This is a genomic window from Bacillus sp. FSL H8-0547, from assembly GCA_038002745.1.
Classification (GTDB): Bacteria; Bacillota; Bacilli; order Bacillales; family Bacillaceae; genus Bacillus_P.
Window position 1 is genome coordinate 3,603,117 of sequence record JBBODD010000001.1, and the last position, 23,856, is coordinate 3,626,972.

General features: G+C 41.2%; 30 protein-coding genes and 1 pseudogene. 24 read left to right on the forward strand and 7 right to left on the reverse strand.

The features are described from left to right. Positions 1–72: 72 nt before the first annotated feature. Positions 73–531, reverse strand: a complete 459-nt coding sequence (locus MHB63_18145) for a divergent PAP2 family protein (protein ID MEK3808446.1) — start codon at positions 529–531, stop codon at positions 73–75. Between the two features lie 188 nt (positions 532–719). Beyond that, positions 720–1,511, reverse strand: coding sequence for a hypothetical protein (locus tag MHB63_18150; GenBank protein ID MEK3808447.1), 792 nt, complete (start codon positions 1,509–1,511; stop codon positions 720–722). Positions 1,512–1,707: 196 nt separating this feature from the next. Between MHB63_18150 and MHB63_18155 the strand changes: the two genes are divergently transcribed. Continuing rightward, positions 1,708–2,934 carry an MFS transporter gene (locus MHB63_18155; protein ID MEK3808448.1) on the forward strand — a complete coding sequence of 409 codons (1,227 nt, stop codon included), beginning with the start codon at positions 1,708–1,710 and terminating at the stop codon, positions 2,932–2,934. Positions 2,935–2,976: 42 nt separating this feature from the next. On the opposite strand, the gene MHB63_18160 is transcribed toward MHB63_18155, so the two are convergent. Further along, positions 2,977–3,501, reverse strand: coding sequence for a hypothetical protein (locus MHB63_18160; protein ID MEK3808449.1), 525 nt, complete (start codon positions 3,499–3,501; stop codon positions 2,977–2,979). A 393-nt stretch (positions 3,502–3,894) separates the two neighbouring features. On the opposite strand from MHB63_18160, the gene MHB63_18165 reads away from it, so the two are divergent. The 5 genes from MHB63_18165 (at position 3,895) to MHB63_18185 (ending at position 7,458) form a co-directional block, all read left to right on the forward strand. Further along, positions 3,895–4,371, forward strand: a complete 477-nt coding sequence (locus tag MHB63_18165) for a DUF2975 domain-containing protein (protein ID MEK3808450.1) — start codon at positions 3,895–3,897, stop codon at positions 4,369–4,371. Positions 4,372–4,382: 11 nt separating this feature from the next. After that, on the forward strand, positions 4,383–4,943 hold the full coding sequence (locus tag MHB63_18170) for a hypothetical protein (protein MEK3808451.1): 561 nt from the start codon (positions 4,383–4,385) through the stop codon (positions 4,941–4,943). Positions 4,944–5,169: 226 nt separating this feature from the next. Then, positions 5,170–5,730, forward strand: coding sequence for a tyrosine-type recombinase/integrase (locus tag MHB63_18175; GenBank protein MEK3808452.1), 561 nt, complete (start codon positions 5,170–5,172; stop codon positions 5,728–5,730). A gap of 21 nt (positions 5,731–5,751) precedes the next feature. Beyond that, positions 5,752–6,246, forward strand: coding sequence for a cation:proton antiporter regulatory subunit (locus tag MHB63_18180; protein ID MEK3808453.1), 495 nt, complete (start codon positions 5,752–5,754; stop codon positions 6,244–6,246). After that, positions 6,247–7,458 carry a cation:proton antiporter gene (locus MHB63_18185; GenBank protein MEK3808454.1) on the forward strand — a complete coding sequence of 404 codons (1,212 nt, stop codon included), beginning with the start codon at positions 6,247–6,249 and terminating at the stop codon, positions 7,456–7,458. A gap of 88 nt (positions 7,459–7,546) precedes the next feature. Here the strand turns inward: MHB63_18185 and MHB63_18190 are convergent, their stop codons facing one another. Together MHB63_18190 and MHB63_18195 are read right to left on the reverse strand one after the other, a co-directional pair. Further along, positions 7,547–7,699, reverse strand: coding sequence for a hypothetical protein (locus MHB63_18190; GenBank protein ID MEK3808455.1), 153 nt, complete (start codon positions 7,697–7,699; stop codon positions 7,547–7,549). A gap of 13 nt (positions 7,700–7,712) precedes the next feature. Then, complete coding sequence (locus MHB63_18195; GenBank protein ID MEK3808456.1) at positions 7,713–8,039, reverse strand: helix-turn-helix domain-containing protein; 327 nt, start codon at positions 8,037–8,039, stop codon at positions 7,713–7,715. Between the two features lie 131 nt (positions 8,040–8,170). On the opposite strand from MHB63_18195, the gene MHB63_18200 reads away from it, so the two are divergent. The 7 genes from MHB63_18200 to MHB63_18230 all read left to right on the forward strand — a co-directional run bounded on the left by MHB63_18200 (position 8,171) and on the right by MHB63_18230 (position 13,412). Then, positions 8,171–8,662 (forward strand): lactoylglutathione lyase family protein, encoded by a 492-nt coding sequence (locus tag MHB63_18200; protein ID MEK3808457.1) that lies wholly within the window; start codon positions 8,171–8,173, stop codon positions 8,660–8,662. Positions 8,663–8,767: 105 nt separating this feature from the next. Next, the gene (locus MHB63_18205; GenBank protein MEK3808458.1) at positions 8,768–9,235 is read left to right on the forward strand and encodes an NUDIX domain-containing protein; all 468 of its coding nucleotides are present in this window, start codon (positions 8,768–8,770) and stop codon (positions 9,233–9,235) included. A gap of 62 nt (positions 9,236–9,297) precedes the next feature. After that, complete coding sequence (locus MHB63_18210) at positions 9,298–9,750, forward strand: NUDIX domain-containing protein (GenBank protein MEK3808459.1); 453 nt, start codon at positions 9,298–9,300, stop codon at positions 9,748–9,750. 70 nt (positions 9,751–9,820) lie between these two features. Continuing rightward, positions 9,821–10,849 carry an alpha/beta hydrolase gene (locus MHB63_18215; protein ID MEK3808460.1) on the forward strand — a complete coding sequence of 343 codons (1,029 nt, stop codon included), beginning with the start codon at positions 9,821–9,823 and terminating at the stop codon, positions 10,847–10,849. A 220-nt stretch (positions 10,850–11,069) separates the two neighbouring features. After that, positions 11,070–11,669, forward strand: a complete 600-nt coding sequence (locus MHB63_18220; GenBank protein ID MEK3808461.1) for an rRNA adenine N-6-methyltransferase family protein — start codon at positions 11,070–11,072, stop codon at positions 11,667–11,669. After that, on the forward strand, positions 11,644–12,330 hold the full coding sequence (locus tag MHB63_18225; protein ID MEK3808462.1) for a response regulator transcription factor: 687 nt from the start codon (positions 11,644–11,646) through the stop codon (positions 12,328–12,330). Before MHB63_18220 ends, MHB63_18225 begins: the two co-directional genes overlap by 26 nt. Then, complete coding sequence (locus MHB63_18230) at positions 12,327–13,412, forward strand: HAMP domain-containing sensor histidine kinase (GenBank protein ID MEK3808463.1); 1,086 nt, start codon at positions 12,327–12,329, stop codon at positions 13,410–13,412. Before MHB63_18225 ends, MHB63_18230 begins: the two co-directional genes overlap by 4 nt. Before the next feature lie 43 nt (positions 13,413–13,455). On the opposite strand, the gene MHB63_18235 is transcribed toward MHB63_18230, so the two are convergent. Beyond that, a complete protein-coding gene (locus tag MHB63_18235) occupies positions 13,456–14,010 on the reverse strand; it encodes a TetR/AcrR family transcriptional regulator (protein ID MEK3808464.1) in 555 nt (184 codons plus the stop codon). A gap of 67 nt (positions 14,011–14,077) precedes the next feature. Between MHB63_18235 and MHB63_18240 the strand changes: the two genes are divergently transcribed. The 4 genes and pseudogenes from MHB63_18240 (at position 14,078) to MHB63_18255 (ending at position 17,489) form a co-directional block, all read left to right on the forward strand. Then, complete coding sequence (locus MHB63_18240) at positions 14,078–14,509, forward strand: hypothetical protein (GenBank protein MEK3808465.1); 432 nt, start codon at positions 14,078–14,080, stop codon at positions 14,507–14,509. Between the two features lie 300 nt (positions 14,510–14,809). After that, positions 14,810–15,265: pseudogene (locus MHB63_18245) on the forward strand (DUF1349 domain-containing protein). After that, complete coding sequence (locus tag MHB63_18250; GenBank protein ID MEK3808466.1) at positions 15,262–16,467, forward strand: MFS transporter; 1,206 nt, start codon at positions 15,262–15,264, stop codon at positions 16,465–16,467. Before MHB63_18245 ends, MHB63_18250 begins: the two are co-directional and overlap by 4 nt. An 11-nt stretch (positions 16,468–16,478) precedes the next feature. Next, entirely contained in the window at positions 16,479–17,489 is a 1,011-nt protein-coding gene (locus MHB63_18255; protein ID MEK3808467.1) for an ROK family protein, read from the forward strand. A gap of 241 nt (positions 17,490–17,730) precedes the next feature. Here MHB63_18255 and MHB63_18260 read toward each other — a convergent pair whose 3' ends face one another. Further along, entirely contained in the window at positions 17,731–18,015 is a 285-nt protein-coding gene (locus tag MHB63_18260) for a hypothetical protein (protein MEK3808468.1), read from the reverse strand. Positions 18,016–18,299: 284 nt separating this feature from the next. Between MHB63_18260 and MHB63_18265 the strand changes: the two genes are divergently transcribed. From MHB63_18265 to MHB63_18295, 7 genes are all read left to right on the forward strand, one after another. Continuing rightward, complete coding sequence (locus MHB63_18265) at positions 18,300–18,536, forward strand: hypothetical protein (protein MEK3808469.1); 237 nt, start codon at positions 18,300–18,302, stop codon at positions 18,534–18,536. Between the two features lie 11 nt (positions 18,537–18,547). Then, positions 18,548–19,213: an HAD hydrolase-like protein gene (locus tag MHB63_18270; protein MEK3808470.1), complete on the forward strand. Its 666-nt coding sequence runs from the start codon at positions 18,548–18,550 to the stop codon at positions 19,211–19,213. A gap of 105 nt (positions 19,214–19,318) precedes the next feature. Then, positions 19,319–21,058 (forward strand): peptidase M3, encoded by a 1,740-nt coding sequence (locus MHB63_18275; GenBank protein MEK3808471.1) that lies wholly within the window; start codon positions 19,319–19,321, stop codon positions 21,056–21,058. Between the two features lie 123 nt (positions 21,059–21,181). Continuing rightward, positions 21,182–22,048: a PPK2 family polyphosphate kinase gene (locus MHB63_18280; GenBank protein MEK3808472.1), complete on the forward strand. Its 867-nt coding sequence runs from the start codon at positions 21,182–21,184 to the stop codon at positions 22,046–22,048. Between the two features lie 160 nt (positions 22,049–22,208). Beyond that, positions 22,209–22,466 (forward strand): hypothetical protein, encoded by a 258-nt coding sequence (locus MHB63_18285; protein MEK3808473.1) that lies wholly within the window; start codon positions 22,209–22,211, stop codon positions 22,464–22,466. A 186-nt stretch (positions 22,467–22,652) separates the two neighbouring features. Then, the gene (locus tag MHB63_18290) at positions 22,653–22,934 is read left to right on the forward strand and encodes a hypothetical protein (protein ID MEK3808474.1); all 282 of its coding nucleotides are present in this window, start codon (positions 22,653–22,655) and stop codon (positions 22,932–22,934) included. Positions 22,935–22,966: 32 nt separating this feature from the next. Beyond that, the gene (locus tag MHB63_18295) at positions 22,967–23,806 is read left to right on the forward strand and encodes an aminoglycoside 6-adenylyltransferase (protein ID MEK3808475.1); all 840 of its coding nucleotides are present in this window, start codon (positions 22,967–22,969) and stop codon (positions 23,804–23,806) included. Positions 23,807–23,856: the final 50 nt, after the last annotated feature.

Below are 23,856 nucleotides of genomic sequence, written 5' to 3' on the forward strand. Positions count from 1 at the left end.
CCATGTTAGTAAGTGTTTTTCTTAAAGAGTTCTTCTTCACAAAAAGAAAAGAGAGCAATTTTGCTCTCTTTCTTACTTATCTTCAAGTTTTGCACTGATTAACCCAAGAACCACACCTAAAATACCTCCGCCAACAACTTCAAGAGGCTGGTGTCCCAGCACTTCTTTCAGTTCTTCTTCGCGTTTAATGTGTCCAAGTCCGGGAAGGTGCTCTGAAATAACGGCCATCTCTCCGTCAATGTCATTGATCAGTTTGGCAATTTCACCTGTATGCCGTCTGATACCCTGTGCATCGTACATCACAATGATGCCGAAAATCACGGCAATCGCCGTTTCAATGGAAGTTGTCCCGTTTTTAGCTGCAACATAAGTGGAAAGAGCAGCAACGCCTGCTGAGTGGGAGCTCGGCATTCCGCCTGTCGTGACAATTTGCTTCACATCCCATTTTCCTGAAAGACGTTTGTAGGTGAATATTTTTAATCCCTGAGCAATGGCAATAGCACCAACTGCTGTTATGATTCCTCGATTCATGCTCATCTTTTTGTCGTCACCTCTTGAATTAGTAGTCGGAAGCATTGATGTAGCATAAATACCCCTCGGGTGCTTTTCTAAACGTTAGTATCCGCAAATGGAGGAGAAATATTGCAAGCTCTCCCGGGAAAAATCAGCCATATCAGAGGCGCTGAAATAAAAAAGGCACACCAGTAACGGTGCGCTGATCAGTCTTTGACGATTTTAGACGGATTGTTGATTTTGTAAGGAACGGAAACGTCGAGCAGCATAGATTCATCTTCTACGTCTTTTCCTTTAGGCAATGTTTTTTTGACGATCTTCCCGTTAAAGTTCAGGATGTCGCCAGCTGCAAGCTCATATTTTTTCAGGGTTTTGCTGTGGGAGCACCAGGCTAGTCCGACTTCAAGGGCATCGTCACCCACAATCGCGACATCTTCGAGGATCACTACTTCGTCGTTTTCTTCATTAAAATGATTCCAGCTGAGCGCCAGCTGCTTCACTTTTGCCGTAAAATGCACCTTGTCATCAGGCAGGGCAAGCTTTGGCTGCTTAGCTTTTTTAGCGGCAGGCTTTTTGGGTTCTTCAGAGAGTTCAACTTGCTTGACGGCAGGAGCTTCGACTGGTTCTGAAGGAGACTCTAATGCAGTTTCATCTGTAATCTTAGAAGCGGCAGCATCAGGAGCAGGCTCTTTTATTTCCTTGCCGAAGTTTCCCGACTGCATTTCTTTCAAGTAAGCCGGATGAATGCACGACAGATTACCGTCTTGAAACTCGATGACAAGCGTTGTATGTGATGCACCGAAAGTCTGGTATCCTTTAATCGCAACAAGTCTCTGGTGTGTACGTTCTTTATACCAGTACTCCTTTTTTACGCGCAGTCCCCATTCTTTTACTTTTTCTTCATAGTCCGTTTCATTTTCAAATGTTTCATAAACTCCAGCAGGAGGGATATAGCCCGTTGTGTTGGCATCTTCAATATGCGGCAGAACGACAGCCATTTTAGCACATCCTTTCTTGCTCTATTGTACCTTCTCTTTTGTTTGAAAAAAAGGTATTGAAACTGTGCATTAAGAATCAGCAAGGTTCGTTTGAAAAAAATACTAAAATTTGGAGAAGATTCACAATTGAAGGAAAAAACAACTGATGAAAAGTGGTACGATATCATTACATAATTCTTCTATACGGGGTGGGTTAATGAATGCATGGAAAGTGCCGTCTCTGCTGATTACAGGAATCGGCATATCAAATTTGGGCAGCTGGATCTACCTGATTGCCATCAATTTATCTGTCTTAAACTTAACAGGCTCGGCAGCAGCGGTCGCAGGACTGTATATGATCAGGCCAATTGCCATGCTGATTACAAACACATGGGCAGGCAGTGTCATTGACCGGATGGATAAAAAGAAGCTGATGATTTTCACAGATGTTTTCAGAGGCGGTATGGTGGCTGTCATCCCTTTTTTGGATTCACTTTGGTTTATTTATCTGGCTGTTCTGCTTATTAATATGGCAGGTTCTTTTTTTGGTCCAAGTTCTTCTGTATACATAACGAAAATGATTCCTTCTGAAAAGAGAAAGAGATTTAATTCCGTTATGGGGATGGCTAGTTCCGGAGCTTTTTTGACCGGTCCTGCTGTTGCAGGGTTTCTGATTATGCATTTTGGAACAGACATTTGCATTTTTATCAATGCTGTATCCTTTATTGCCTGCGGATTAATTCTTTGTTTCCTGCCGAAGCTAGAGGAAGAGCCGTATCAATCGAATATACGCGGCAAATTTCAAACGATTGTCGATGATTGGAAAACTGTCTTTCAATTTGGGAAAAAGGCATCTTACTTTATGGCGGTATACGTTTTCTTTCAGGCAGCCATGCTGATTGGCTTTGCCCTTGATTCTCAGGAGGCAACCTTTATTAAGCAGCATCTTGAGCTTTCTGACAGGGATTATGGAATGATCGTCAGTCTGACAGGACTCGGTGCGCTCGCCGGCGCTGCCGCATCAGCAGCACTTGCTTCCAAAATGAAGCTTGGCTTCTATATGGGAACAGGCATGCTGATGACTTCTGCCGGGTATTTGTTTTTTTACAGCTCAAACGGATTTATGACAGCTACTCTGTCTTTTGTCTTTCTAGGCTTTTTTATGGCGTTCGCCAATTCGGGCTATGCGACTTTCTTTCAGATGAATGTTCCTGTCGCCATTATGGGCCGGTTTGGGAGCGCTGCTGATATGCTTCAGGGAATCGTACAGATTGTGCTGACGCTTATTTTAGGATTATCAGCAGAATGGTTCACCCTGCAGACAGTCTGTCTCGTCTTTTCAGGTGCAAGCGTCCTGTTTGCAGCTGGTCTGCTTGTGGCAGTAATGATGCCTTCTAAGGCTTCTTATTTTGATGAAAAATCAAATCGCACAATCAATGCTTAATGGAAGCGGGCTCTGACACGTCAAAAACAATTTCTTATTCTGCTAAAGAGGTTTTTTCAAAAAAGGAACGATATCTTTCGTTTTCACTTCAAATTCCGCATGGTCACCCTGTGCATGGCTTACTCCAATGCTGATGCCTAAGGAATCTTCTGTCCAATAGCTGAAAACATCAGACTGATCGTTTTCTCCGATACGTTCAAGCTGATCTGCAGTTTGAAGTTTAGTAAGCAGGTCCTGATTCGATAATCCCTCAAGGTAACCCTGCAGGGCAGGGGATAGTGCCTTGCTTTTTTTCTTAAGCGTTTCAGCAAAAGCTTCGTTAAGGATTACGAGCTGATTTAATTTTACCCGCCTTCCATCAGTCAGCAGGTAGGTTGATGTATAAAAATGATGAGAGGGATGGGCTGTGCCTGATACATTGCCGAGTCCATCATACTGTATACTCAGCAGTTCACGGTCCATTCTTTTTATTGTGTATTTGATGTCTAAAGTAAGTCCATCCGTCAGGACTCCATCCGGGTAATAGTGAAGGACCGTTAAGGCATCTTCTTTGATTTTCCTATTCAATGTTGCTTGGACCGCTGGGTTTTTCATACCGGATAGCTGGGGGTAGGAAATGGCAGTCTGGTCTTGATGATAGAAAATTTCTGTTAATTGATAATACTCATGAGTATTCGAAGAAACGGACTGTAAAGAATGTAGATCACTTGCAATCGGTTGGGGCAAAACAAAACATGCAAAAAGAGTGTAAAAGATAATCATGAGCTGCTCCTTCTCTATTAGTTGTTTTTTTCCTTATTTTTCTCTGTGGAGATGTGTTTATTCATAAGCTTCGTCCTGTAAAACAGCTGCTTTCTTTATCAAGGAGGCTGGCTGTTTTTTAGTTTTAACAACAAAAATTTATTGATTTACAATAAATTAAGGAGTAATATATAGGAAAACATTGGAATGAGGTGCTAAATGCAAAACGGATTTATCCTTATCTTAAAAGCCTCTGTGCTCCTGATAGGCGGGGGTGTTTTTGGTTTAAGTGTTTTGTGGCTTCCGGGGCTTGCTGAGTTGTCTGCTGAGCAATTTCCGGAGTTTGCCTATACAAAAGGAATTGTACTTGCTGGAATTTATTTGACTGTCATCCCTTTTGCATTCGCTTTAAAGCAGACTGTGCATTTACTTTCGCTTATAGAGAAAAGGAAGGCTTTTTCAGAAGCGGCTTTAACATCTCTCCACAGAATTAAAGGATGCGCTTGGATAATTGCCTTTATATATGCGGGAGGGATACTGCTGTTTATGATCATTGGCATTCTTCATCCTAGTTTAGCCTTAATGGGGGGCACTATTTTTCTCGCTTCACTCTCAATTGGCTTTTTTGCAGACGTACTTAATGCTCAGTTAGTCCATGCTCTCCAATATAAATACGAAAATGAAATGACGGTTTGAGGTCCTGTGCAATGACACTGATTATAGGTTTAGTTTTGATTATTTTGTTAGTATCAGGAATCCGCAAATGGAAGAAAAACACACTGGCCGCACTATTGCTGTTCAGTCCCATATTCATCTGCATCCTATTTGTCAGTTTCTTTCTTTATCATTCCGTTGATCGGGTAAAGCCAGATTCTCTTATTTTTGAAACATCCGCAGAAAACGGCAGGGTGCATATAAGCGGAAGCTGGTCAGAAAGGCTTGATTACTACCGTTTTCCAACTGATTATCTTATCTTCTATATTCCTGAAAATAAGAGTGCGGGCTCTGTTTCCCGCAGCCGGGCGGATTTGCATACCCAGATGGACTGGAAATACCTCGTTGAAGATGTTGAACATGCGATTAAAAGAGAAGGTTTTTCAGACCTGGAGCCTCAGATCTATGATGTGGAAACAGCGGAAGACTTTCACTTTTCATTTACTTTGCCTGATGGTGTTAAGCCGGAGGAATTGGAGATCTATTACGCGCACGTGAGGGAGGAGCCAATGGAGGCGCTGGAGTATTGGTTTAAGAAGGTGCCGATCCAATAAACGGAACATCAGGTCTGCAATGTATACTTGTATAACGGTTTGTACAGCTCATGTTTAATGAGCTGTTTTTTTATGGGGAATTTCAAATCCTGCAGCCGGTGCATAAAGGACTGCAGGATGAATTCCATTCTTGGGAATTACTAAGAAGATTGTAAGTAGCCTGTATATTTGAATGTAACTTATTTATATGATAAACTAATATTAAGTAACATTGGAGAGTGATAAAATGGAAACGGTAAGTGCAATCAGAAACGTAAATGACATTCAGGCAATAAAAGATTATCTTATACAGCAATCCGAAAGAGACTATCTTTTATTCGTTTTTGGCATTAATACAGGTTTAAAGGTGTCAGAATTGACTGCAGTAAAAAAGGATGATCTGCTGGATGAAAACGGAAATGTTGCAGAATTTTATCATTACTCCGATTTAGACGAAAGGAGGAGATCTGTTTATATTAATAAAAAACTCAGATTGGCAATCACCGAGTATCTGAAGAAGGCGAATTCCGATATGTGCTACTTGTTTCAATCCCGCAAATTCAAAAAGCCCATTACTAGGCAGCAGGCATACAGAATCATCCATGACGCTGCCGTTCATGCCGGGGTGAATGAGAAAATCGGAACCAATTCCCTGGCCAAAACGTTTGGCTACCACGCATACAAAAAAGGGGTCTCACTTGCCCTTCTACAAAAGCATTTCCATCATGCAACACCGGCTGAAACCCTTAAGTTTTTAGGAATAAAAAAAGATGAACAGATTGTCACGCAAATCGATGTGAATCTTTAAAAATGGTCAGGAGGAATCCAGATGAAAATCAGAGAAAGCGAACTTCCCGGAATTGGATGCAAATTTGAGGTCATCACAAAAAATCAGGAAAAAGCGGTAATCGTCATCCATGATGACGGAAGAAGAGAAATCTATCATTTTGACGAAGATCATGAGGAAGTTGTTTCAACGATTGTATTCAGTGACTCAGAAGCAAGACAGATCGCGGCTATTCTTGGCGGCATGGCCTACAAGCCAAAAGCTCTTGAAACAATTGAAATGGCCTTTTCAGGACTTGTCATTGAATGGTTCAAAATCGAACCCGGGGCAGCTGCCGAAGGGAAAAGCATCGGCGAACTTGATATCCGCAACCACTTCAGTGTCACTGTGATATCCATTTTGAAAAACAACATGAAAGAACTGCTGAATGCTGGCCCTGATGAGATTCTTGAAAAAGGGGACACGCTTGTCATTTCAGGGAAGAGAGAGGAAGTTAAACGTGTAATCAGCGAACTATTAACAAACCGGGGTGATTAAATGGATCATTTAGTATTTGAAGTTGGAACCGCATTACTGATTGTTGCAGCAGCCGCCCTGCTTGCAAATAAATTTAAGTTTTCTATTATTCCCTTTTTAATTGTGTTCGGCATGGTTGTAGGACCGCATGCCCCTCATATAGGAGTAATTGATCTGAGATTTATTGAAAGTGAAGCGATTATCTCGTTTCTTGGAAGAATCGGTGTCCTGTTTTTGCTGTTTTATCTGGGGCTTGAGTTCTCTGTTAAGAAGCTGATCAAATCAGGAAGATCGATCGTAACCGGCGGTACCATTTATATTGGCATCAATTTTACATTGGGCCTTCTATACGGCTTTATCAATGGGTTTACTCCGGTTGAAGTTTTGGTGTTTGCCGGAGTGATAACAATTTCCTCAAGTGCCATCGTGGCAAAAGTCCTTGTGGATTTAAGGCGGACAGGAAATAATGAGACAGAGCTGATTCTGGGAATTATTATGTTTGAAGATATTTTCCTCGCTGTGTATCTTTCTGTTGTTTCAGGTCTTGTACTGGGGGATGCTACATCGTTCAGCGGAGCGCTTATTTCCATTCTCACTGCACTTGGCTACATGCTTCTTTTCTTCATTGCAGCCAGAAAAGGTGCACCTCTGATCAACAAACTGATCAGTATTTCCTCTGATGAAGTATTCATCATCGTCATTTTCGCCTCCCTGTTCTTCGTGGCCGGTTTTTCAGAACTGATTCACGTAGCAGAAGCCATTGGCGCTCTTTTACTGGGACTTGTATTTTCTGAGACGGAGCACAGTGACAGAATTGAGCACCTGGTCGTTCCTTTCAGGGATTTCTTCGGCGCCATTTTCTTCTTCAGCTTTGGATTGAGTATTGATCCATTCTCCCTCGGCGGCGCTGTATGGCTTGCACTTGGTGCGGTCCTATTGACCATACTCGGAAACTTTATTGCCGGAATGATTGCCGGAAGGAGAGCGGGCTTGTCACATAAAGCGTCCACAAACATTGGTCTGACTATTGTATCAAGAGGCGAGTTTTCCATTATTGTAGCGAATCTCGGCATAGCCGGAGGTCTTACTCCGATGCTGAAGCCATTCTCAGCACTGTATGTTCTGATTCTGGCGATTATTGGACCTTTAATGACAAAAGAGTCAAAAAGAATTTACTTGTTCCTTAACAAAATCTTTAAGTGGGATAAAAAGAAGAAAGTGAATCATATGTAAAGGCGGAGAGACGGTAATTGGATGATTATCGTCTTTTTGTTGCTCACCAATGTTTTTTGAAATAGATTCCCTTAAAGGGAGGCAATCTCTATTCCCCGCCGCTTGAATAGCGATTGTCGCCCATTGTAACGTTTTTTTCCTCACCGGGGTTGTGAGATACGGTTTTTCTGTTCGTTCTTTTCCGGTCAATCAAGTAAGCCAGCCCTAATGTTCCAGCCAGCAAGCCAATGATCCATCCCACTTTCATTCCTCCTTTAATCCTGGTCCCAATTTTCTTTGCCCCACACATGCATGTGCTGAAGAATCGGCATCAATGTATGTCCTTTGGATGTCATGGTATATTCTACTTTCGGAGGCATCGTATCATATTGCCTGCGTTCGATAAACCCATCTTCTTCAAGTTCTTTTAACTGCCGGCTTAATACCTTGTGGGTTACTCCTGTCAACAGCCTTCTGATTTCACTGTATCTAAGCGTCCCATCAGTCCCGAGATGCCAGAGGACAACCGTTTTCCATTTTCCCCCTATTTTATTTAGTGTATATTCAATGGAGCACTTTAATTTTCCTTCATTTGAGTTCAATTTGCTGCTTCCTTTCTTACTTCTATGATAGTAACTGACAAAAAAGTGCATACTTACATCATTGGAAATGATTCGTTACACTAATTCTGTAAGGAACTCTATCGTACAATTGAGGAGGAATATAATCAATGCTGACGTATCCAAGATCGTTTTCACATATCGGACTTTCTGTTCCTGACCTGGACCAGGCAGTCAAATTTTATACAGAGGTTTTCGGATGGTATGTCCTTATGGAACCGTCTAAAGTAGAAAACGATGACTCTGCAATCGGGCAAATGTGCAGGGACGTTTTCGGAAATGAGTGGGAAACATTCCGCATAGCCCATCTATCGACCGGAGACAAAATCGGAATTGAACTGTTTGAGTTTCCACACAATGAAAAACCTGAGAACAATTTTGAATACTGGAAAACAGGTATCTTTCATTTTTGCATCCAGGATCCTGATATCGAGGGCATGGTGCAGAAAATCATTGAACATGGCGGGAAGCAGCGCATGCCGATCCGGGAATATTATCCTAGTGAAAAGCCGTTCAAAATGGTTTATGTGGAAGATCCGTTCGGAAACATTTTTGAAATTTATACACACAGCTATGAGCTCACCTACTCAGAAGGAGCTTATTAACAAGCACTGAGGCACATCATTTAATATGATGTGTCTTTTTTTAAGATTGTATGGGTATTTATGTTAAAATTGGAAGTGTTAAGCGGAATTGGAGAGGGAACTGGAATGAGCGACTACATACAAACAATGCGAAATTTAATCGGCCATCAAACGTTATTAACTGTGGGCTGCGGAGCCATTATTGAAGATGAAAATGGCAGAATCCTTCTGCAGCAACGAACAGACCGCCAAGAATGGGGAATTCCCGGGGGATTGCTTGAACTCGGAGAGACCTTTGAAGAAACTGTCAAAAGAGAAGTGTACGAGGAAACAGGGTTATCTGTGGAAGACCTGAATTTATTTGGCATTTATTCAGGGAAAAAGGGATTTGCAGAATACGAAAATGGAGACAGGGTTTACAGCGTGCAAGTCATCTTTGTCACAAAGAAGTTCTCGGGACAAATAAAACAAAATGAAGAGAGTAAGAGAGTAGTTTTTTTAGAGAAACACAACTTGCCAAATAAATTTAATCCGCATCAGCTTCCGTTTATCAAAGATTGGATACAAGGTGCAAAGGCACCGGTCATAAAATGAGTTAAAATAGCTGATCAGCATAATAATGTTGAAGTTTAGTATTGGAAGGAGCTAAGAGGGCTTTGAATTCAATTGCCTCAGCAGGATGTTTTTCAATCATTAAAAATAACGAAGGGAACATTCTATTAGTAAAACGCCGCGATTATCCAATCTGGGATCTGCCAGGGGGCAGGGCTGATCCGGGCGAACTCCTGGAGGAATGTGCGGTTAGAGAGGCAGAAGAGGAAACAGGGTGCTGCATTAAGATTGCAGCTAAAATAGGTGAATATCATTTGGCTGATGAAAATGATATACAGCATATCTATTCAGCTGAGCCAATAGGCGGAAAGTTGTTTACAAAAGGACCTGAAACAGCTCAGACGGGATGGTTTGATCCGAAAAAACTGCCGCTGCTTATGGTACCTAACCGAAAACGGCAAATCAGAAACTATCTGTCTGCAGAAGGCATGGTTAAGGAAACGGTAAAAACGATTTACATAGTAAGATTTTTAAGAGCAGTTGTACGCAAACAATGATGAATCTATTAACATCTTATTGCAAGGATAAATGCCTTTATAAAAACGCACATTCGAGGAGAGATTGGTCATGAACCCTAAGAAAGATAACGGATCCCAAAAACGCAAGAAACTTAAAACAATTTCTTTTGCAGCGGCAGGAATCATTCTTTTAGTTTGTATCATGGGATCAATTTATGAATGGTATGGGTATAACCAGGCAAAAAACAATTATCCTTCGAATGGACAAATGATTAAAATCGGGGATCGGTCCATACATACAGTGATCAGGGGAGAAAAATCTGATCTGCCGGCGATTGTCATTGAAACAGGTGCCGGACAGTGGTCATATGACTGGGATAACATTCAAGAGGAGCTGTCTAAATATACCCAAGTTCTTACCTACGACCGGGCAGGATACGGATATAGCGATTCTCCAGAGGATGGTTTTTCAGTCGAAACCACTATTCAGGATTTATATACTGTCTTGGAAGGAACAGAAATAAAGGGACCCATATTGTTAATTGGACATTCAGCAGGAGGCATTTATTCACGGCACTTCGCAGAAAAATATCCGGAAAAAGTAGCGGGCATGGTACTGGTAGATGCCAGAAATGAGTTTTTTGCCAAGCAGGCTGAGGCTTACAACGCTGTATTCTTCGAAACTCAAGACCAAACAGTGAATGGCCTTCTCGCTCGGATAGGGCTTGTCAGACTGTTAGGCGAGAAAATCTTTTCAGATAAAGCACCAGAATTTCTTTCTCCTGAGAAATATGTTCAAGTACACTGGGATGCTCCTTTCTTCAGTGTGATGAATGAAGAAATAAAGCAAATGAATATCCTTGAAAGAAAGCTTGCTGAGACAAGTCATCTAAGAGATAAACCTCTGGCAGTCATTACACCTGAAAAGCCAGATATGCAGGCAAAGGCGATGGGATTTACAGAACTGGAGGAAAATAAATTTGAGGAAAAATGGCTGGAAGCGCAGCAAATGCTAACTTCTCTATCCAATAACAGCGAACTCATATTAATCTCTGACAGCAGCCATTCCATCATGCATGATCAGCCTGAAATTCTGGCTGCAGCCATATTGTCGGTTGCTGAAAAAATTAAAAATTAGTGCTTCAGCGAAGGCCGACCGATTGATAAAATCGGTCTTTTTTCAATCCAAATGTATAAGTTTTGGCTTGGTATATGTTTTTCAAAAACAGATATCCAACATTTCAAGAACCGCTTATTCATCTGTCTTATCTTAAGAATTCTTAAGAATTTCCCCGGGTAAAGGTTAAGGTTTGGTCTCTATCATAGAGATCATACTACTTGAACACGGAGTGATAACGATGAATTCTTTAGCCTTTTTATTAGAATATATAAATAAGCCCAGATCTACAGGTGCTCTGCTGCCTAGTTCCCCAAAGCTTGCAGAACACATGACAGCAGCTATTGATTTTCAGACAGCTGAGTATATTATAGAATATGGTCCTGGTACAGGCGTTTTTACAGAAAAGCTGATTCATAAAAGAAGAAATGGAACCCGTATTCTTTTAATTGAACAAAATGAAGTGTTTTGCAGGCTTCTTAAGGATAAATACGGCGATGTGAAAGATCTAGTCATTGTAAATGGATCTGCTGAGAACACTTCTTATTATATGAAGAAGTATGGGTTTAAAAGGGCAGACTATATCCTGTCAGGACTCCCTTTTGCGAGTATTCCGAGTGATGCAGCAGATTTGATCTTATCAGAAACGGCATCCATTCTTGGTGCCGAAGGGGAATTTATCACGTTTCAGTATACGCTGTTTAAAAAAGCTCTTTTTAAGAGGTATTTTTCTGCCATACGCGTATCGAGAGAATATCAGAACTTGCCGCCTGCCTATGTACTGGCGTGCACGAATGGCGAAAGGAATGAAAGCTTTGCCTTCAAACGTATTAGTCGTTGATGATGACAGAGAAATAAGAAAACTGATTACGATTTATCTTGAAAATGAGGGAATTCGTGCTGCAGGGGCGGAAACTGCTTCGGAAGCTATTACTATGCTTGAAAAAGAATCATTTGATTTAGTGATATTGGACATTATGATGCCGGAAATGAATGGAATTGAGGCATGCATGAGAATCCGCGAAGAAAGAAACATGCCCATCATTATGGTATCAGCAAAGTCTGCGGATATGGATAAAATTCAGGGGCTTGCTTCCGGTGCAGATGATTATGTGACAAAGCCGTTTAATCCCCTTGAGCTGATGGCCAGAGTCAAGTCGCAGCTTAGAAGATTTACAAAATACAATGATCAGCAAAAGTCTGACGCACCTGTAATTGAACTTGACGGTCTAAATATCAATACAGACACACGGCAGGTCATGGCCAGAGGACGGGAGATAAGGCTGACTCCGAAAGAATTTGATATCCTCTCTTTGCTTGCCAGAAATAAAGGAACGGTCATGAGCATCAGGCAGATCTATGAATCTGTCTGGAATGAAGACTTTTTCAAATCAGACAGTACGGTAATGGTTCATATTACGAAAATCAGAGAAAAAATTGAGTTGGATCCTAAACAGCCAATTTATATAAAGACGATTTGGGGAGTTGGCTATAAGATATGATCCGGTTTTGGAATAAACTCAGTGTGAAGCTGTTTTTTGCTGTGGCTGTCAGTTTTATCGTCTCACTTGCAGGGATATCAGTCCTTTCGAATATCCTTGTAAGGTTTGTACTCGCTGAACCTATAGAAGAAATGAACATTCTTCTTTACAACGTTCTGGTTATCGTCATTTTTTCAAGTGCTATCATTCTTTTTATCATCAGCTTATGGCTGTTTATTAAGAAAAAAATAATCTTCCTGAATGAAATATCTGATGGGGTCCAGTCGATAGCCGGCGGAAACCTCAGTCATGTTATTGAAGTTAAGGGCAGGGATGAACTTGCAAGACTTGGAGAAAATATCAATCAGATGTCCAAAGAGCTTGAAGCGAGATTTCTTCGTGAGCGGGAGCTTGAAAAGAATAAAAATGAACTGATCACGAACATTTCGCATGATCTCCGAACACCTTTAACCTCAATAATTGGTTATCTTGATCTTCTGGAGAACAGGGGGAATTTGACTGAGCAGCAGGCAGCGGAATACCTGGCCATTCTCCGGTTTAAATCCCAGCGCCTCAAGCATTTACTGGACGAATTGTTTACGTATAACAAACTGACAAGTCCTGATATTCAGGTGAAGAAATATGAGGTGAATCTTGCAGGGATTATTAGACAGCTTGCCGGTGAATATATTCCGATTCTGGAGGACCGAAGCCTTAAAATGGAGGTAGACATTCCGGAAGAAGAAGTGACAGCCCCAGTTGATGTTGAACAGATCATCAGGGTTTTTGAAAACCTGCTGTCAAATGCAGTTAATTACAGTCTTAAACCGTCTGTCATACAACTGAGTCTTAAAACAAGAGGTCATCAGGCAGTATTCACTTTGGCAAACCGTGTAAACTCAAAGCCCGAAGGAAGCCTTGATACTCTATTTGAACGTTTTTACAGAGGAGATCAATCAAGAAAAGAGGATGGGGGAACAGGCCTAGGTTTAGCCATTGCAAGGCGAATTGCTGAACTGCATGGGGGACATTTAGAAGCGGACTATGAGGAAGGATGGCTGATATTTACATTGTCGCTTCCTCTAACTGGAGAACATGCATGAATAGACAAGGGTTTCTGCTTCAAGCAGAAACCCTTTTGCTGTTTTATGTGTTTTTTTCATGATAGGAAGAAATGCTCTCAATTGCTTTTTCAATGCTTGCGTCAAAATCAATGGCATCAAGCAGTGCAATTCCTTCAACTGTGACAAGAGTCAGGGCTGCCAGCCGTTCTTTTTGTTCCTCATTTTCCGCATCGAGAAGAAGAGCAAAGTAGTTTTGAAAGCCTTCACCTATTATTCTTGCTACAGAGAAGTACGGATTTTCTTTTTTGGATGCAAGCGCAATTAATTCCAGCCATAGTCTCATAAATGGTTTTACTTCCGGTTCCTTCATCAAATGGTACATATGTGGAACGAGCTTGCTGAACGGCATAGGATCTGCCGGCGATTTTTTTAGAATCGTAATCAGATTGTCGGATATGAGCGTCAGAACCTCTGTGAGAAGCTGTTCTTTATCGTGAAAATAATGGAGCAGCATTCTGTCGCTTGTCTCTGCTGCCTCTGCCAGATTTCGCAGGCTTGCTGAATGAAGCCCGTGATGAAGGATATATTCTGCCATTTTCGTCTTAAACGTTTGCTTGCGAAGTTCACCTTTTTTCATTGTATGTTCCTCATTGCTTTTATTGTGTAGTATATGCTACATAATTTGATTCGGGGGGAAGAATAGTATGGGATTAAAAACAGAAAATAGTGAATTGAAGCGTTTATTCAGTAAACAGCAAACTGCCGTTTTGGTCGTGCTGGGTATGGCTTTTTGGTTTTGCGGAGCCATGGCCGTCAGATTTGGTTCGGACGTCGGTATGTTTGGAAAAACAGGGAGCGTATTTTCGTTTCTTATAGCATTGCCGGTATCCTGGATTTCTGTCTTGCTCATTATGAAAGCTGCAAAATTAAAGGCTGATCAAATCATACCCGGTGTAAGTCTTGGTCTTTTGACAGCCACATTTTTAGATGGAATTGTTCTAACGTGGGGAACGCAGTTGTACGGTACAGATGCTGGTCTGATCGGGCTTGATGCAGCCTGGATTTTATGGGGAGCATTCACATTCCTTGCTTTTGCCTTTATTGAAGCTTGGCGCAGAGGCTTAAAGCTCGTTTAGCAGCTGAAAAAATGATCTGTCTCTTACACGGATAGGTCATTTTTTTATGACGGTTATAGGAAAAGATACTGACTTAATATAATCAGAAGTTTTTTGACAGTTTCTTGAATAGTTATTAAAATGGTTTTAATAACTATTTTAATAAAAGGAGACGACAATGTTTACATTAGAAATAAAAGACGGTCAATGGCTTAATGCTCCAGCAGAGTTTGAAATCATCAATCATAGCCTGACGTTTACTTCCAGCCGTATACGGATTTCTGGCAGCGCACAAATTACGGCTACCGGACAGATAACGGGCATGCGTACCTGTTTTCTACAGAAAAAAAGGAGTTTTCTTTTACGGCAAAAGTTCAGTTCAATGGCAGAGCACTATATGACCAGAGCGGGATTATGGTATTCATGGATTCAGAAAATTGGCTGAAAGCTTCTGTTGAAAAAGGTAAATCAGGAGAATGGCTGCTTGGGTCAGCAGTGACAAATCATGGGTATTCTGACTGGGCAATTTCTCAGGAAGAAAAAGATGAGGATCCTGTTATGTGGTACAGACTGACAAGAAAACATAACGATTTTCTCACAGAAGTTTCACGTGACGGGAATACGTTCAGACAAATTCGAATGTCCCATTTATTCAAAGCTTCTGATGAAATCCAATTTGGATTATATGCCTGCAGCCCGAAAGATTCTTCATTCCAGACAGTGTTCTCATGCATGAAGCTCGAGCCATCCGTATGGTCAGGAGAGAACTATATATGACTCAAAGGGAAAAGAAGATACATCCAAGTCAGGTACTGATCCAAAACGCACAGCCAAAACCTGCTTTATTGTTTTTGATGCTCCTTTATCTTGCATTTATAGCACTTGGCCTCCCTGATACCGGGCTTGGGGTGGCGTGGAACCAAATGAGGAAGGACTTTGGTGTGCCTCTTGAGTACGCAGGTTTTATTACGATGACAATCACCGTTTGTTCGGCCATTTCAGGGTTTGTAAACGGTGCGCTGCTGAATCGGTACGGCACAGGCAGGGTGACCGCTGTATCCTGTACAATGACAGCTCTTGCGATCCTTGGCTTTGCGGTAAGCGAATCCTACTGGCTGATTCTTCTTCTTGCGGTGCCGCTTGGGCTGGGTGCGGGGGCAGTTGATGCAGGTCTTAACAGCTATGCAGCTGAAAATCTTTCATCTAAACATATGAACTGGCTTCACAGTTCATGGGGCATCGGTGCCACCTTAAGCCCCATCATTCTAACAGTTGGCATATCGAACTTTGGAAGCTGGAAGGTTGGGTATGGCTTTATAGGAGTGGTCATTCTTTGTTTATCCATGTCTTTCTTTATGACCCTGTCCTTTTGGAAGCAGACAAAGCAGGGCGGTGCAATAGAGGAAGAAAGAGAGGAGAAACCATGGATTGGAGGGATTGCCCCGTATTTGTCTGTTTTGGCTTACATCTTTTATGTTGCCGTTGAGGGCGGACTGGGTCTGTGGCTTAGCGCTTTGCTTGTTGAAAGCAGGGGGCTTGATCTATCTGATGCCGGTTTTTTGACAGGAGGCTTTTTTGGAAGCATCATGATTGGCCGGTTTCTAATGGGGTTTATTGCTGACCGCCTGGGCAACCGTAAGCTGATTGTCCTCGGTTTGGTGATTTCTGCCCTTGGCTCAGCTGCTTTTTTCTCTCAGGAACACGCATTTATTTATGGAACGGGAATCTTTCTTTTAGGTCTCGGCTTTGCTCCGCTCTATCCGGCAATGATGCATGAAACATCAAAGCGCTACGGGAGCGGGCAGGCGAAAAAAGTCATTGGTTATCAGGTGGCTTTTTCCTATATCAGCCTGCTGACATTTGTTCCGCTGATTGGATATATCGCAAGCCGCACGACTCTTGAATTTATACCGGTGTTTACTGCAATCAGCGTAGCAGCCCTTGCTCTCGTTATCAAAACATTAAATCAATTAACTTAAGAGGTGAAACGATGCCATCGCACGATTCAGCGCATCTCATAAAACGGGCAAATGAACAGCTAATTTTGAAAGAACTTGTTCGGCAGGAAACGTTTATTAAAAAAAATCTGGCTGCACAGCTCGGTCTAAGTTTTCCTACCGTAAGCAAAATGCTGGATGATCTTGAAGAAAAAAACGTGATTATGCATACAGGCATGGCTTCATCAAGCAACGGAAGGCGGGCTTCTATTTACGGAATTAACCCTGCTTATGGATCCATCCTTGTCCTGTATATTCAGTATTCACGCTTTTGGATTCTAGTCGCTAATGCCAAAAAAGACGTTCTTTTAAAAGAGGAGCGGACACTCGGGCAGGATTACCTGTCAACGATAAAAGCCATTATAAAAGAAATGAAAGCAAGGTTCACAGATTTGAACGTCATCTCCATCGGTGTTCCGGCAGGGGTGATGGACGGTGAAATCAAATATATGAACTACTACGATGATCTGCAGGGACTTCATTTGAAAAAGATTCTGGAAGAAAAATTCCGCGTGCAGGTTACAGTGGAACGTGATGTGAATGCCATGCTGCAGGGCTGGGTGCTTGGAGCTGACGGCGAGAAAACTAAAAATGTATCGCTTTTAATCTTCACGGATGACGGTCCAGGTGCTGCTTCTCTTATTAATGGGAGAATCCTGAGGGGCTTTTCTGCTTTCGCAGGCGAAGTCGGATTTCTTCCAATTGGAGAGGGGAATACGCTGCAGGATAAAATGACACAGCCTCAAACACAAGAAGAATCTGTATACCATGCAGCCCACCTCATTTCGGTTATCAGCATCATGCTGAATCCAGAAACACTTATATTATCCGGAGATGATTCAGTCCGAAAACTCATTCCGGACATTGTTGACGCATGCAAACAAAGGGTTCCCGAAGTAGCTGTGCCAAAGATCCAGTTTTCCGCAGACTATCACCAGCTCTACAGCGAAGGATTGCTTGAAGCGGGTAGAAACGCTCTGCTCGGAATTGAAACAGATCTATAATCGGATGATAGAAAGAACGGAGACAGGGATGAAATCAGAACAATTTTGATGAATTCCTTGTAAGATAAAAAACAAGAACATGGTAACGGGTTTCCATATGAGATGCAAGCAACCAATTCACAGGGTAAATCACACTATTTCTCACATCAAAAAGGCTTAGAGGTTTTTTTCCTCTAAGCCATTTTCTTTATTTCAATGAACCAGTGAAGTATATAAGGATAAATAATGAGCCGATAAGTCATTATTTTTTATCCTTCAGTTCTAAAAGTACAGGTGCAATATTCAGCAAGATCGAAGAAACTGTCAAAAACCATAATGCTTTTTCCATACCTGGCACTACATCCAATAAAGCTGACCAATCTTCGACTTTTACCCACCGGGACACTGCACTGTATTCAGCACAAAGTGTGAATGCTGTGAATGATAATCCTGCAGCCATAGCAAGTTTATAATCTTTTCCTGTCTTATACATATAAAGATTTGAAAAAGTTGCTGCAATGGTAATAAGTCCTAATAGTAACCACATCATGATGCCTCCACTGTATTTTTATTTAAATTGATGAAATCCTGTCCGTTTTAATGACTGGTGATAAGTATCTGCTCTATCTGTATATTAACATATTCTTCTAGTTCCCTATGAGAAATACAGTGCGTTTTGAATGGTTTTATACTTATTTTCACCTCTTAAAAAAACCCGTCATGAACATACCACTGGTTTCTTTTATATGAAAATTTTCTGAAAATAAAGTGGGAATAAATGCTATAATGAAAAAAAATAAGTCTTTTATAAAAGTGCTGGGGGAATGTGACATGAACAAACGAGGTGCCGGTGTTTCTTTTTTGGCTATTTCCGCTTTTTTGCTGGCTGCAAAGTATATCAGCGCGGCCATGTTCGGGTCAGGGGTAACCACATGGGATGAAAAAATCTTTGATGCAATGATTAAAAGCGTCGGATTTACACTGAACACATTCAGCATCCTGGCATTGATTGCAGGAATTCTGTATTTGCTTGCAGCTGAAAAAGAAGACTTAAACAAAAAAGCATAGGGAGTATACATATGACAGCTGTGATTTTTGACATGGACGGAACACTATTTCAAACCGATCTTATTTTGGAATGGGCTCTCGAAGAAACGTTTGTACAGCTTAGAGAGCTTGGAAAATGGGAGAAAGAGACTCCCATTACTCTTTACAGAAAGATCATGGGTGTGCCTCTTCCAGTTGTATGGGAGACATTATTGCCGGATCATACGCAGGAAGACCGTGATTTTGCAGACAGCTATTTTCTCGATAAGCTGATTCTGGCCATACAAACTGATCGAGGTGCGCTATATCCAAACGCGAAGGAATTGCTGGAGAAGCTTACTTGTTCCGGATTTCAGCTGTTTATTGCAAGCAACGGGCTGACAGGTTACCTTAAGACGATCGTTGATCACTATGGTCTATCAGAATGGATCACAGAAACCTTCAGCATCCAGCAGATTGATTCCCAAAACAAATCAGACCTCGTAAGGTCAATCCTGCATAAATACAATCTGAATGCTGGCGCTGTTGTCGGCGACAGATTGTCAGATATTCTTGCTGCGAAAGACAATCACCTAAAAGCAATCGGATGCAGGTTTGACTTTTCCAACAGTGAAGAATTAGAGCAGGCTGATTTTGTGGTGGACGATTTAATGGAAGCAGATCAGATTTTAAATCGTTTATTTGTCAGAAATAACTGATAGTATAAGTCTGGGGAAATTTAACTGTTCAGAACGCATGACATAAAGTGTTATGCGTTTTTTAAACTGGATGAAAATGATAACGCTTAAATGGGGGGATTGGGAGTGAAGACCGCTGATTATAAAACCCGATGGAATCTAGATACACTTCTTACTGGGCCAGACCTGGAAAAGGTAAGCCTGTACGTCAATAATATAGAAGAAACAGTATCGCTTCTGGAATCAGTTTCTAAATCGGAACGTGTGAATGAAAACACACTTACCGATTTTTCGAACAGCATCCGTCAAATTGAATCATTGGAATCATTTTATTATTGTCTGACAACAGAGAAAGTTGAGCCTTCTATGTTAGCCGCTGTAAACGGCAGAATTTCAGCGCTGAAAACGAGACTTCTTCATATCCGATTTCTTCTGGAAGAAATCTTTTTGGACATGCCAGAGAAGCCGGATCATATGACTGAAAAAGATTCTTTAATCAATCAATTAAGGCGGAGAAAGGTCAATAGAGAAGAAGATAAGAATATTCTTCTTGCCAGTGAATCATTGAGACGGCTTCAAAACGACTATGAACAGCTGAGAAATCATATAAAAATAAACATAAATCCTGGTACTGGAGAAGAAACATTGACTTTTGGGGAAGCCATCCAAATGGCTATGTCCAATTCAGATTTGAAATTGAAAACCAAGGCATTTAAAAGACTGAATGAAACACTGGAAAACCAGTCAGAAGAATTTTCGGCAATCTATGGCCAAATGGCTGAAATAAGATTGAAGGAATATGGGCTGAAACAGATCCATTTCCTTGAACAATCTCTCAAACAGAATGGAATATCGAACCGCTCACTGGGTGCAATGTGGACTGCGATCGATGACTGTTCAGCTGAACTTTCAGAGTATTTACTGGTAAAGGCGGAGGAAGCTAAAAAGGAGAAGCTCACGTGGCATGAGGTGATGACTTCAACTCATGATGTACAGCTTGTATTTACTGTTTCTGACGCTGTAGATGCTATTTCGAAGTCTCTAGAAAGGATTGACCGTGATATTCCTGATTTCATCCATCATGTGACCACCAATGGGTGGATGGATTTGGAACAGCGAAAGGAAAAGCCGCCGGGGGGATTTTGTGCTCCGTTTCTCTCAGAAGGTGTGTCAAGAATCTCTCTCACGTTTGACAACAGCTTAGAAAGTGCGAGAAGACTCTCTCATGAATTAGGCCATGCCTGGCATTTCAAGCAGATGAAAGCTGCTCCAACCCTGTATTTTGCCGACGAAACGTTTGAGATGACTTCTGCCGAAACGGCTTCCATCTTTTTTGAAACCGTATTTATTGATTACGTTATTGAAAACTCAAAAGATAGTCGAACAAAAAAAGCCATTCTCGGCTGGAAAATTGAGCGCAATTTAAATTATCTGATGTCAATCAGAGGGGCTTTTCTATTCGAAAAAAGCTATTACGAGCTCAGTAAGACTGAAGACGTTAGTGCAGCGAAAGTGGAGCATCTTTCTTTGCAGTGCCAGGAAAAAGCGTATGGCAGTGCTTTGAGTGAATACGAACCTTTTGTGTGGATAAAATATGGTCAGTTTTATCAGGCAGATGTTCCTTTTTACAATTATCCTTATTCATTTGGTTTCTTATTGAGTGCGGGTCTATTGGAGAAATCAAAAACAGATGAGGATTTTGATGAAAAATTTCTGAAGTTTCTTGGTGAAACGGGAACACTTCCGCTTGAGCAGCTGGTAAAAAAACATTTTAAGATTGATCTTACAGAGCCAGAATTTTGGAAGAAATCGATGAAGAGTATGACAAATGATATTCATCTTTATAAGGAATTAAATAAGGAATAAATGAGTAAGGATCTCACCGTTTACGCTTTCAAAAATTTGGGTAAAGTTGATGGAATGAACACAAAATGCGCTGTTTTTTAGCGCCATCAGGAAATGGTTGTTCAGCAGACCTAGGAGGAAAACATGAACGTAAATAAATATAGGATTGAAGGCAATAAACAATTAAAATTAAGAGATTACTCTCCGAGCGAGGAGCATGATTTCTCAGAAAAAGAACTGCTGGAGAAGCTTATTCCTGAAAGCATAGACAGGCTGAAGGAACTGCACTGGCGCCTTCATGCGGAAGAGAAGAAAGGCATAATCGTTGTCCTGCAGGCCATGGATGCTGCAGGAAAAGATGAAGCCATCAGCTACATTTTTTCTAACTTAACCGCCCAGGGACTGAAAACGACTTCTTTTCAAAAGCCGTCGGACTCAGAGCAAAAGCATGACTATCTCTGGAGAATTCATAAGGCACTTCCTGCGAGAGGACAAATCGGGATTCTGAACCGTTCCCATTATGAAGAGGTTATAGCACCAAGAGTTCATGATCTGCTTGAGGAGGAGGCAGTGCCGGATGAAAAAGAGAAAGAAGAAACATGGGCAGTCCGCTACAGACAAATCAATGACTTTGAGCGCTATTTAACGGAGAACGGCTTTGAAGTGGTGAAATTCTTCTTTCATATGTCAAAAGAAGAACAGAGGAACAGACTCCTCGAGCGGATGAAAAACCCGAAGAAGAACTGGGAATTCTCATTCAGCGATGTGGAGGAGCGAAAGCATTGGGACAGCTACCAGGACATTTTCGAAGACATGCTGAACCATACGTCAACGGAATACGCGCCTTGGCACATACTCCCTGCAGATGATGAATGGTATTCGCGCTACATCATTTCTGAAGTCATGATAAAATGCCTGGAAAAAATAGATCCGCAGTTCCCTGAAATTTCACAGGAGAACAGGGAGAAGCTGGAGCATTATATTGAGGTACTTGAAAATGAAAAAGAATGAATGTTAGTCAGGAATAGCTCGTCATCCATGTGACGGGCTTTTTTATGTTTTTCGTAGACTGTTTTTTGAAAATTGTTGTTGTTTTGATTTTAATAACAAATAACAAGTGGTAAAATAAGTAAGATTTACGATAAGATTTATTCCTTAAAGGGGGATGGTTATGAGAAAGTCAGGCATTATATCAATTACCGCTTTTTTAATTTCTTTGATCCTGTACGCATCTTGGTTTTTTAACGAAGATTTATTCTCAAATTCTGCAATGATTATAGCAGGTGTACTGCCGATAATAGGAATCATTACTGCCTTACTTACTCAGATAACATCTCTTAAAATAGCGGGGCTGGTTGGGAATTCGTTTGTGCTTTTATGGGTTGTTGTAATCCCAATTGCTTCTACTTTATTTTGGAATACACCATGAAACGATAGAGTCACTTTTATTAAAGTGGCTTTTTATTATGCGTTTTTTACCATCTCAACAGTTGTAAATTACTTAAGACCATTCTTTCTATTAAGGATTGTTCACGACGCCAATATCTGAAATAATTGGAAAAAACAAATGGTTTTGTTCAACAATGGGAAACTGAGAAACTGGGAGACTTATGAAATGAATACATCCACAGAGCAAAGTATGAAGAACTTATTGATGCTTTTTGCCATCGTCATTTTTGGAGGTTCAGCATTGACAACCCTGACAAATCCTCTTCCTGCAAATGAACGAATTGAATTTTTGTTGTTTTTAGGAATTAGTGCCGGGATATATTTTCTCTTTCTTGTTCTTTATTTTCTCGGCGGATTATGGCGCAGGCTGTTTTTTATCTTCTTACTCATCGCAGGCATAATGAGTGTGATTATGAGTTTTTATCTCGCAGTTTATTCATTAAACTGAATGGAAGGCATATAGGGGAGGGATCACTTTTTATGAATGGTTCATTTATGAAATTTGAAGAGAGGGATTCAAATCTGCCAAAATGGCGGGAAGAATTGATGGCTAAAATAGAGCAGGATCTTCTTCTCGATGATAGCGTGTCAGGAGTATTTTACGGGGGATCAATAGGAGCCGGAAATACAGATCTCTATTCAGATATCGACCTTCGTATTGTGGTTAAAGATGACGTGTTTGAGCAGTACCGGCAAAATAAAAAGAATAGGGCAGAAAGATGGGGACATGTTTTGTTTTATGAAGATTTTCCGCAGGCAACTTACAGTATTGCTCACTTTGACTGTTTTATTAAAGTTGATTCCTTTTATTACAAGAGCAGTGACTTATCTCCTTCTGTGTGGTTAAGGGATATTGAAATAGTTAAAGATCATGAGGGTTTCCTGGAAGATCTTCGCAGCCATTCAAAACCGCTAAGTTATAAGGCAAGTGAGGCTGAATTTGACATCTGGAGAAATAAGTTTTTTGCCTATGCACATGAAGCTTACCGGAGATGTATGAGGAATGAATTTTACTATGCTTTACACTGTTTGGACATGATGAGATGGTCGATTGCTGCCGGCTGGTATATGGAAATGGGATATCCTCCAAATAATCCCGGAGACTGGGCAAAAATAGAAGGGGCAAGGAGTAAGCTGACGGAAAATCAGCAGTCGCTTTTAAATGGGTGGTACAGCGGGAAAGAAAAAAAGCAAATTCTTTGTGTGCTTCAAGAAATGATGCCTGAATTCATGGCTGTTCATAAAAGGCTGTGTGATCAGATGAAGATGGATGAAAAAAGAGAATCCGTTTCACGCATCCTTGCTCTGATCCAATTTTAGTGTCTATTTTTTCAACCGGCTGTCCCAAGTAGTCATATGCACTGTCAAAC

What these genes read in the sequence shown, in the direction of transcription:
- MHB63_18215 (MEK3808460.1), top strand. Translation starts at nt 9,821, where the DNA reads ATGAACCCTAAGAAAGATAACGGATCCCAAAAACGCAAGAAACTTAAA.
- MHB63_18170 (MEK3808451.1), top strand. Translation starts at nt 4,383, where the DNA reads ATGACACTGATTATAGGTTTAGTTTTGATTATTTTGTTAGTATCAGGA.
- MHB63_18265 (MEK3808469.1), top strand. Translation starts at nt 18,300, where the DNA reads ATGAACAAACGAGGTGCCGGTGTTTCTTTTTTGGCTATTTCCGCTTTT.
- MHB63_18180 (MEK3808453.1), top strand. Translation starts at nt 5,752, where the DNA reads ATGAAAATCAGAGAAAGCGAACTTCCCGGAATTGGATGCAAATTTGAG.
- MHB63_18220 (MEK3808461.1), top strand. Translation starts at nt 11,070, where the DNA reads ATGAATTCTTTAGCCTTTTTATTAGAATATATAAATAAGCCCAGATCT.
- MHB63_18155 (MEK3808448.1), top strand. Translation starts at nt 1,708, where the DNA reads ATGAATGCATGGAAAGTGCCGTCTCTGCTGATTACAGGAATCGGCATA.
- MHB63_18295 (MEK3808475.1), top strand. Translation starts at nt 22,967, where the DNA reads ATGAATGGTTCATTTATGAAATTTGAAGAGAGGGATTCAAATCTGCCA.
- MHB63_18175 (MEK3808452.1), top strand. Translation starts at nt 5,170, where the DNA reads ATGGAAACGGTAAGTGCAATCAGAAACGTAAATGACATTCAGGCAATA.
- MHB63_18150 (MEK3808447.1), bottom strand. Translation starts at nt 1,511, where the DNA reads ATGGCTGTCGTTCTGCCGCATATTGAAGATGCCAACACAACGGGCTAT.
- MHB63_18270 (MEK3808470.1), top strand. Translation starts at nt 18,548, where the DNA reads ATGACAGCTGTGATTTTTGACATGGACGGAACACTATTTCAAACCGAT.
- MHB63_18145 (MEK3808446.1), bottom strand. Translation starts at nt 531, where the DNA reads ATGAATCGAGGAATCATAACAGCAGTTGGTGCTATTGCCATTGCTCAG.
- MHB63_18285 (MEK3808473.1), top strand. Translation starts at nt 22,209, where the DNA reads ATGAGAAAGTCAGGCATTATATCAATTACCGCTTTTTTAATTTCTTTG.
- MHB63_18185 (MEK3808454.1), top strand. Translation starts at nt 6,247, where the DNA reads ATGGATCATTTAGTATTTGAAGTTGGAACCGCATTACTGATTGTTGCA.
- MHB63_18205 (MEK3808458.1), top strand. Translation starts at nt 8,768, where the DNA reads ATGAGCGACTACATACAAACAATGCGAAATTTAATCGGCCATCAAACG.
- MHB63_18235 (MEK3808464.1), bottom strand. Translation starts at nt 14,010, where the DNA reads ATGAAAAAAGGTGAACTTCGCAAGCAAACGTTTAAGACGAAAATGGCA.
- MHB63_18250 (MEK3808466.1), top strand. Translation starts at nt 15,262, where the DNA reads ATGACTCAAAGGGAAAAGAAGATACATCCAAGTCAGGTACTGATCCAA.
- MHB63_18255 (MEK3808467.1), top strand. Translation starts at nt 16,479, where the DNA reads ATGCCATCGCACGATTCAGCGCATCTCATAAAACGGGCAAATGAACAG.
- MHB63_18260 (MEK3808468.1), bottom strand. Translation starts at nt 18,015, where the DNA reads ATGTGGTTACTATTAGGACTTATTACCATTGCAGCAACTTTTTCAAAT.
- MHB63_18230 (MEK3808463.1), top strand. Translation starts at nt 12,327, where the DNA reads ATGATCCGGTTTTGGAATAAACTCAGTGTGAAGCTGTTTTTTGCTGTG.
- MHB63_18240 (MEK3808465.1), top strand. Translation starts at nt 14,078, where the DNA reads ATGGGATTAAAAACAGAAAATAGTGAATTGAAGCGTTTATTCAGTAAA.
- MHB63_18165 (MEK3808450.1), top strand. Translation starts at nt 3,895, where the DNA reads ATGCAAAACGGATTTATCCTTATCTTAAAAGCCTCTGTGCTCCTGATA.
- MHB63_18280 (MEK3808472.1), top strand. Translation starts at nt 21,182, where the DNA reads ATGAACGTAAATAAATATAGGATTGAAGGCAATAAACAATTAAAATTA.
- MHB63_18290 (MEK3808474.1), top strand. Translation starts at nt 22,653, where the DNA reads ATGAATACATCCACAGAGCAAAGTATGAAGAACTTATTGATGCTTTTT.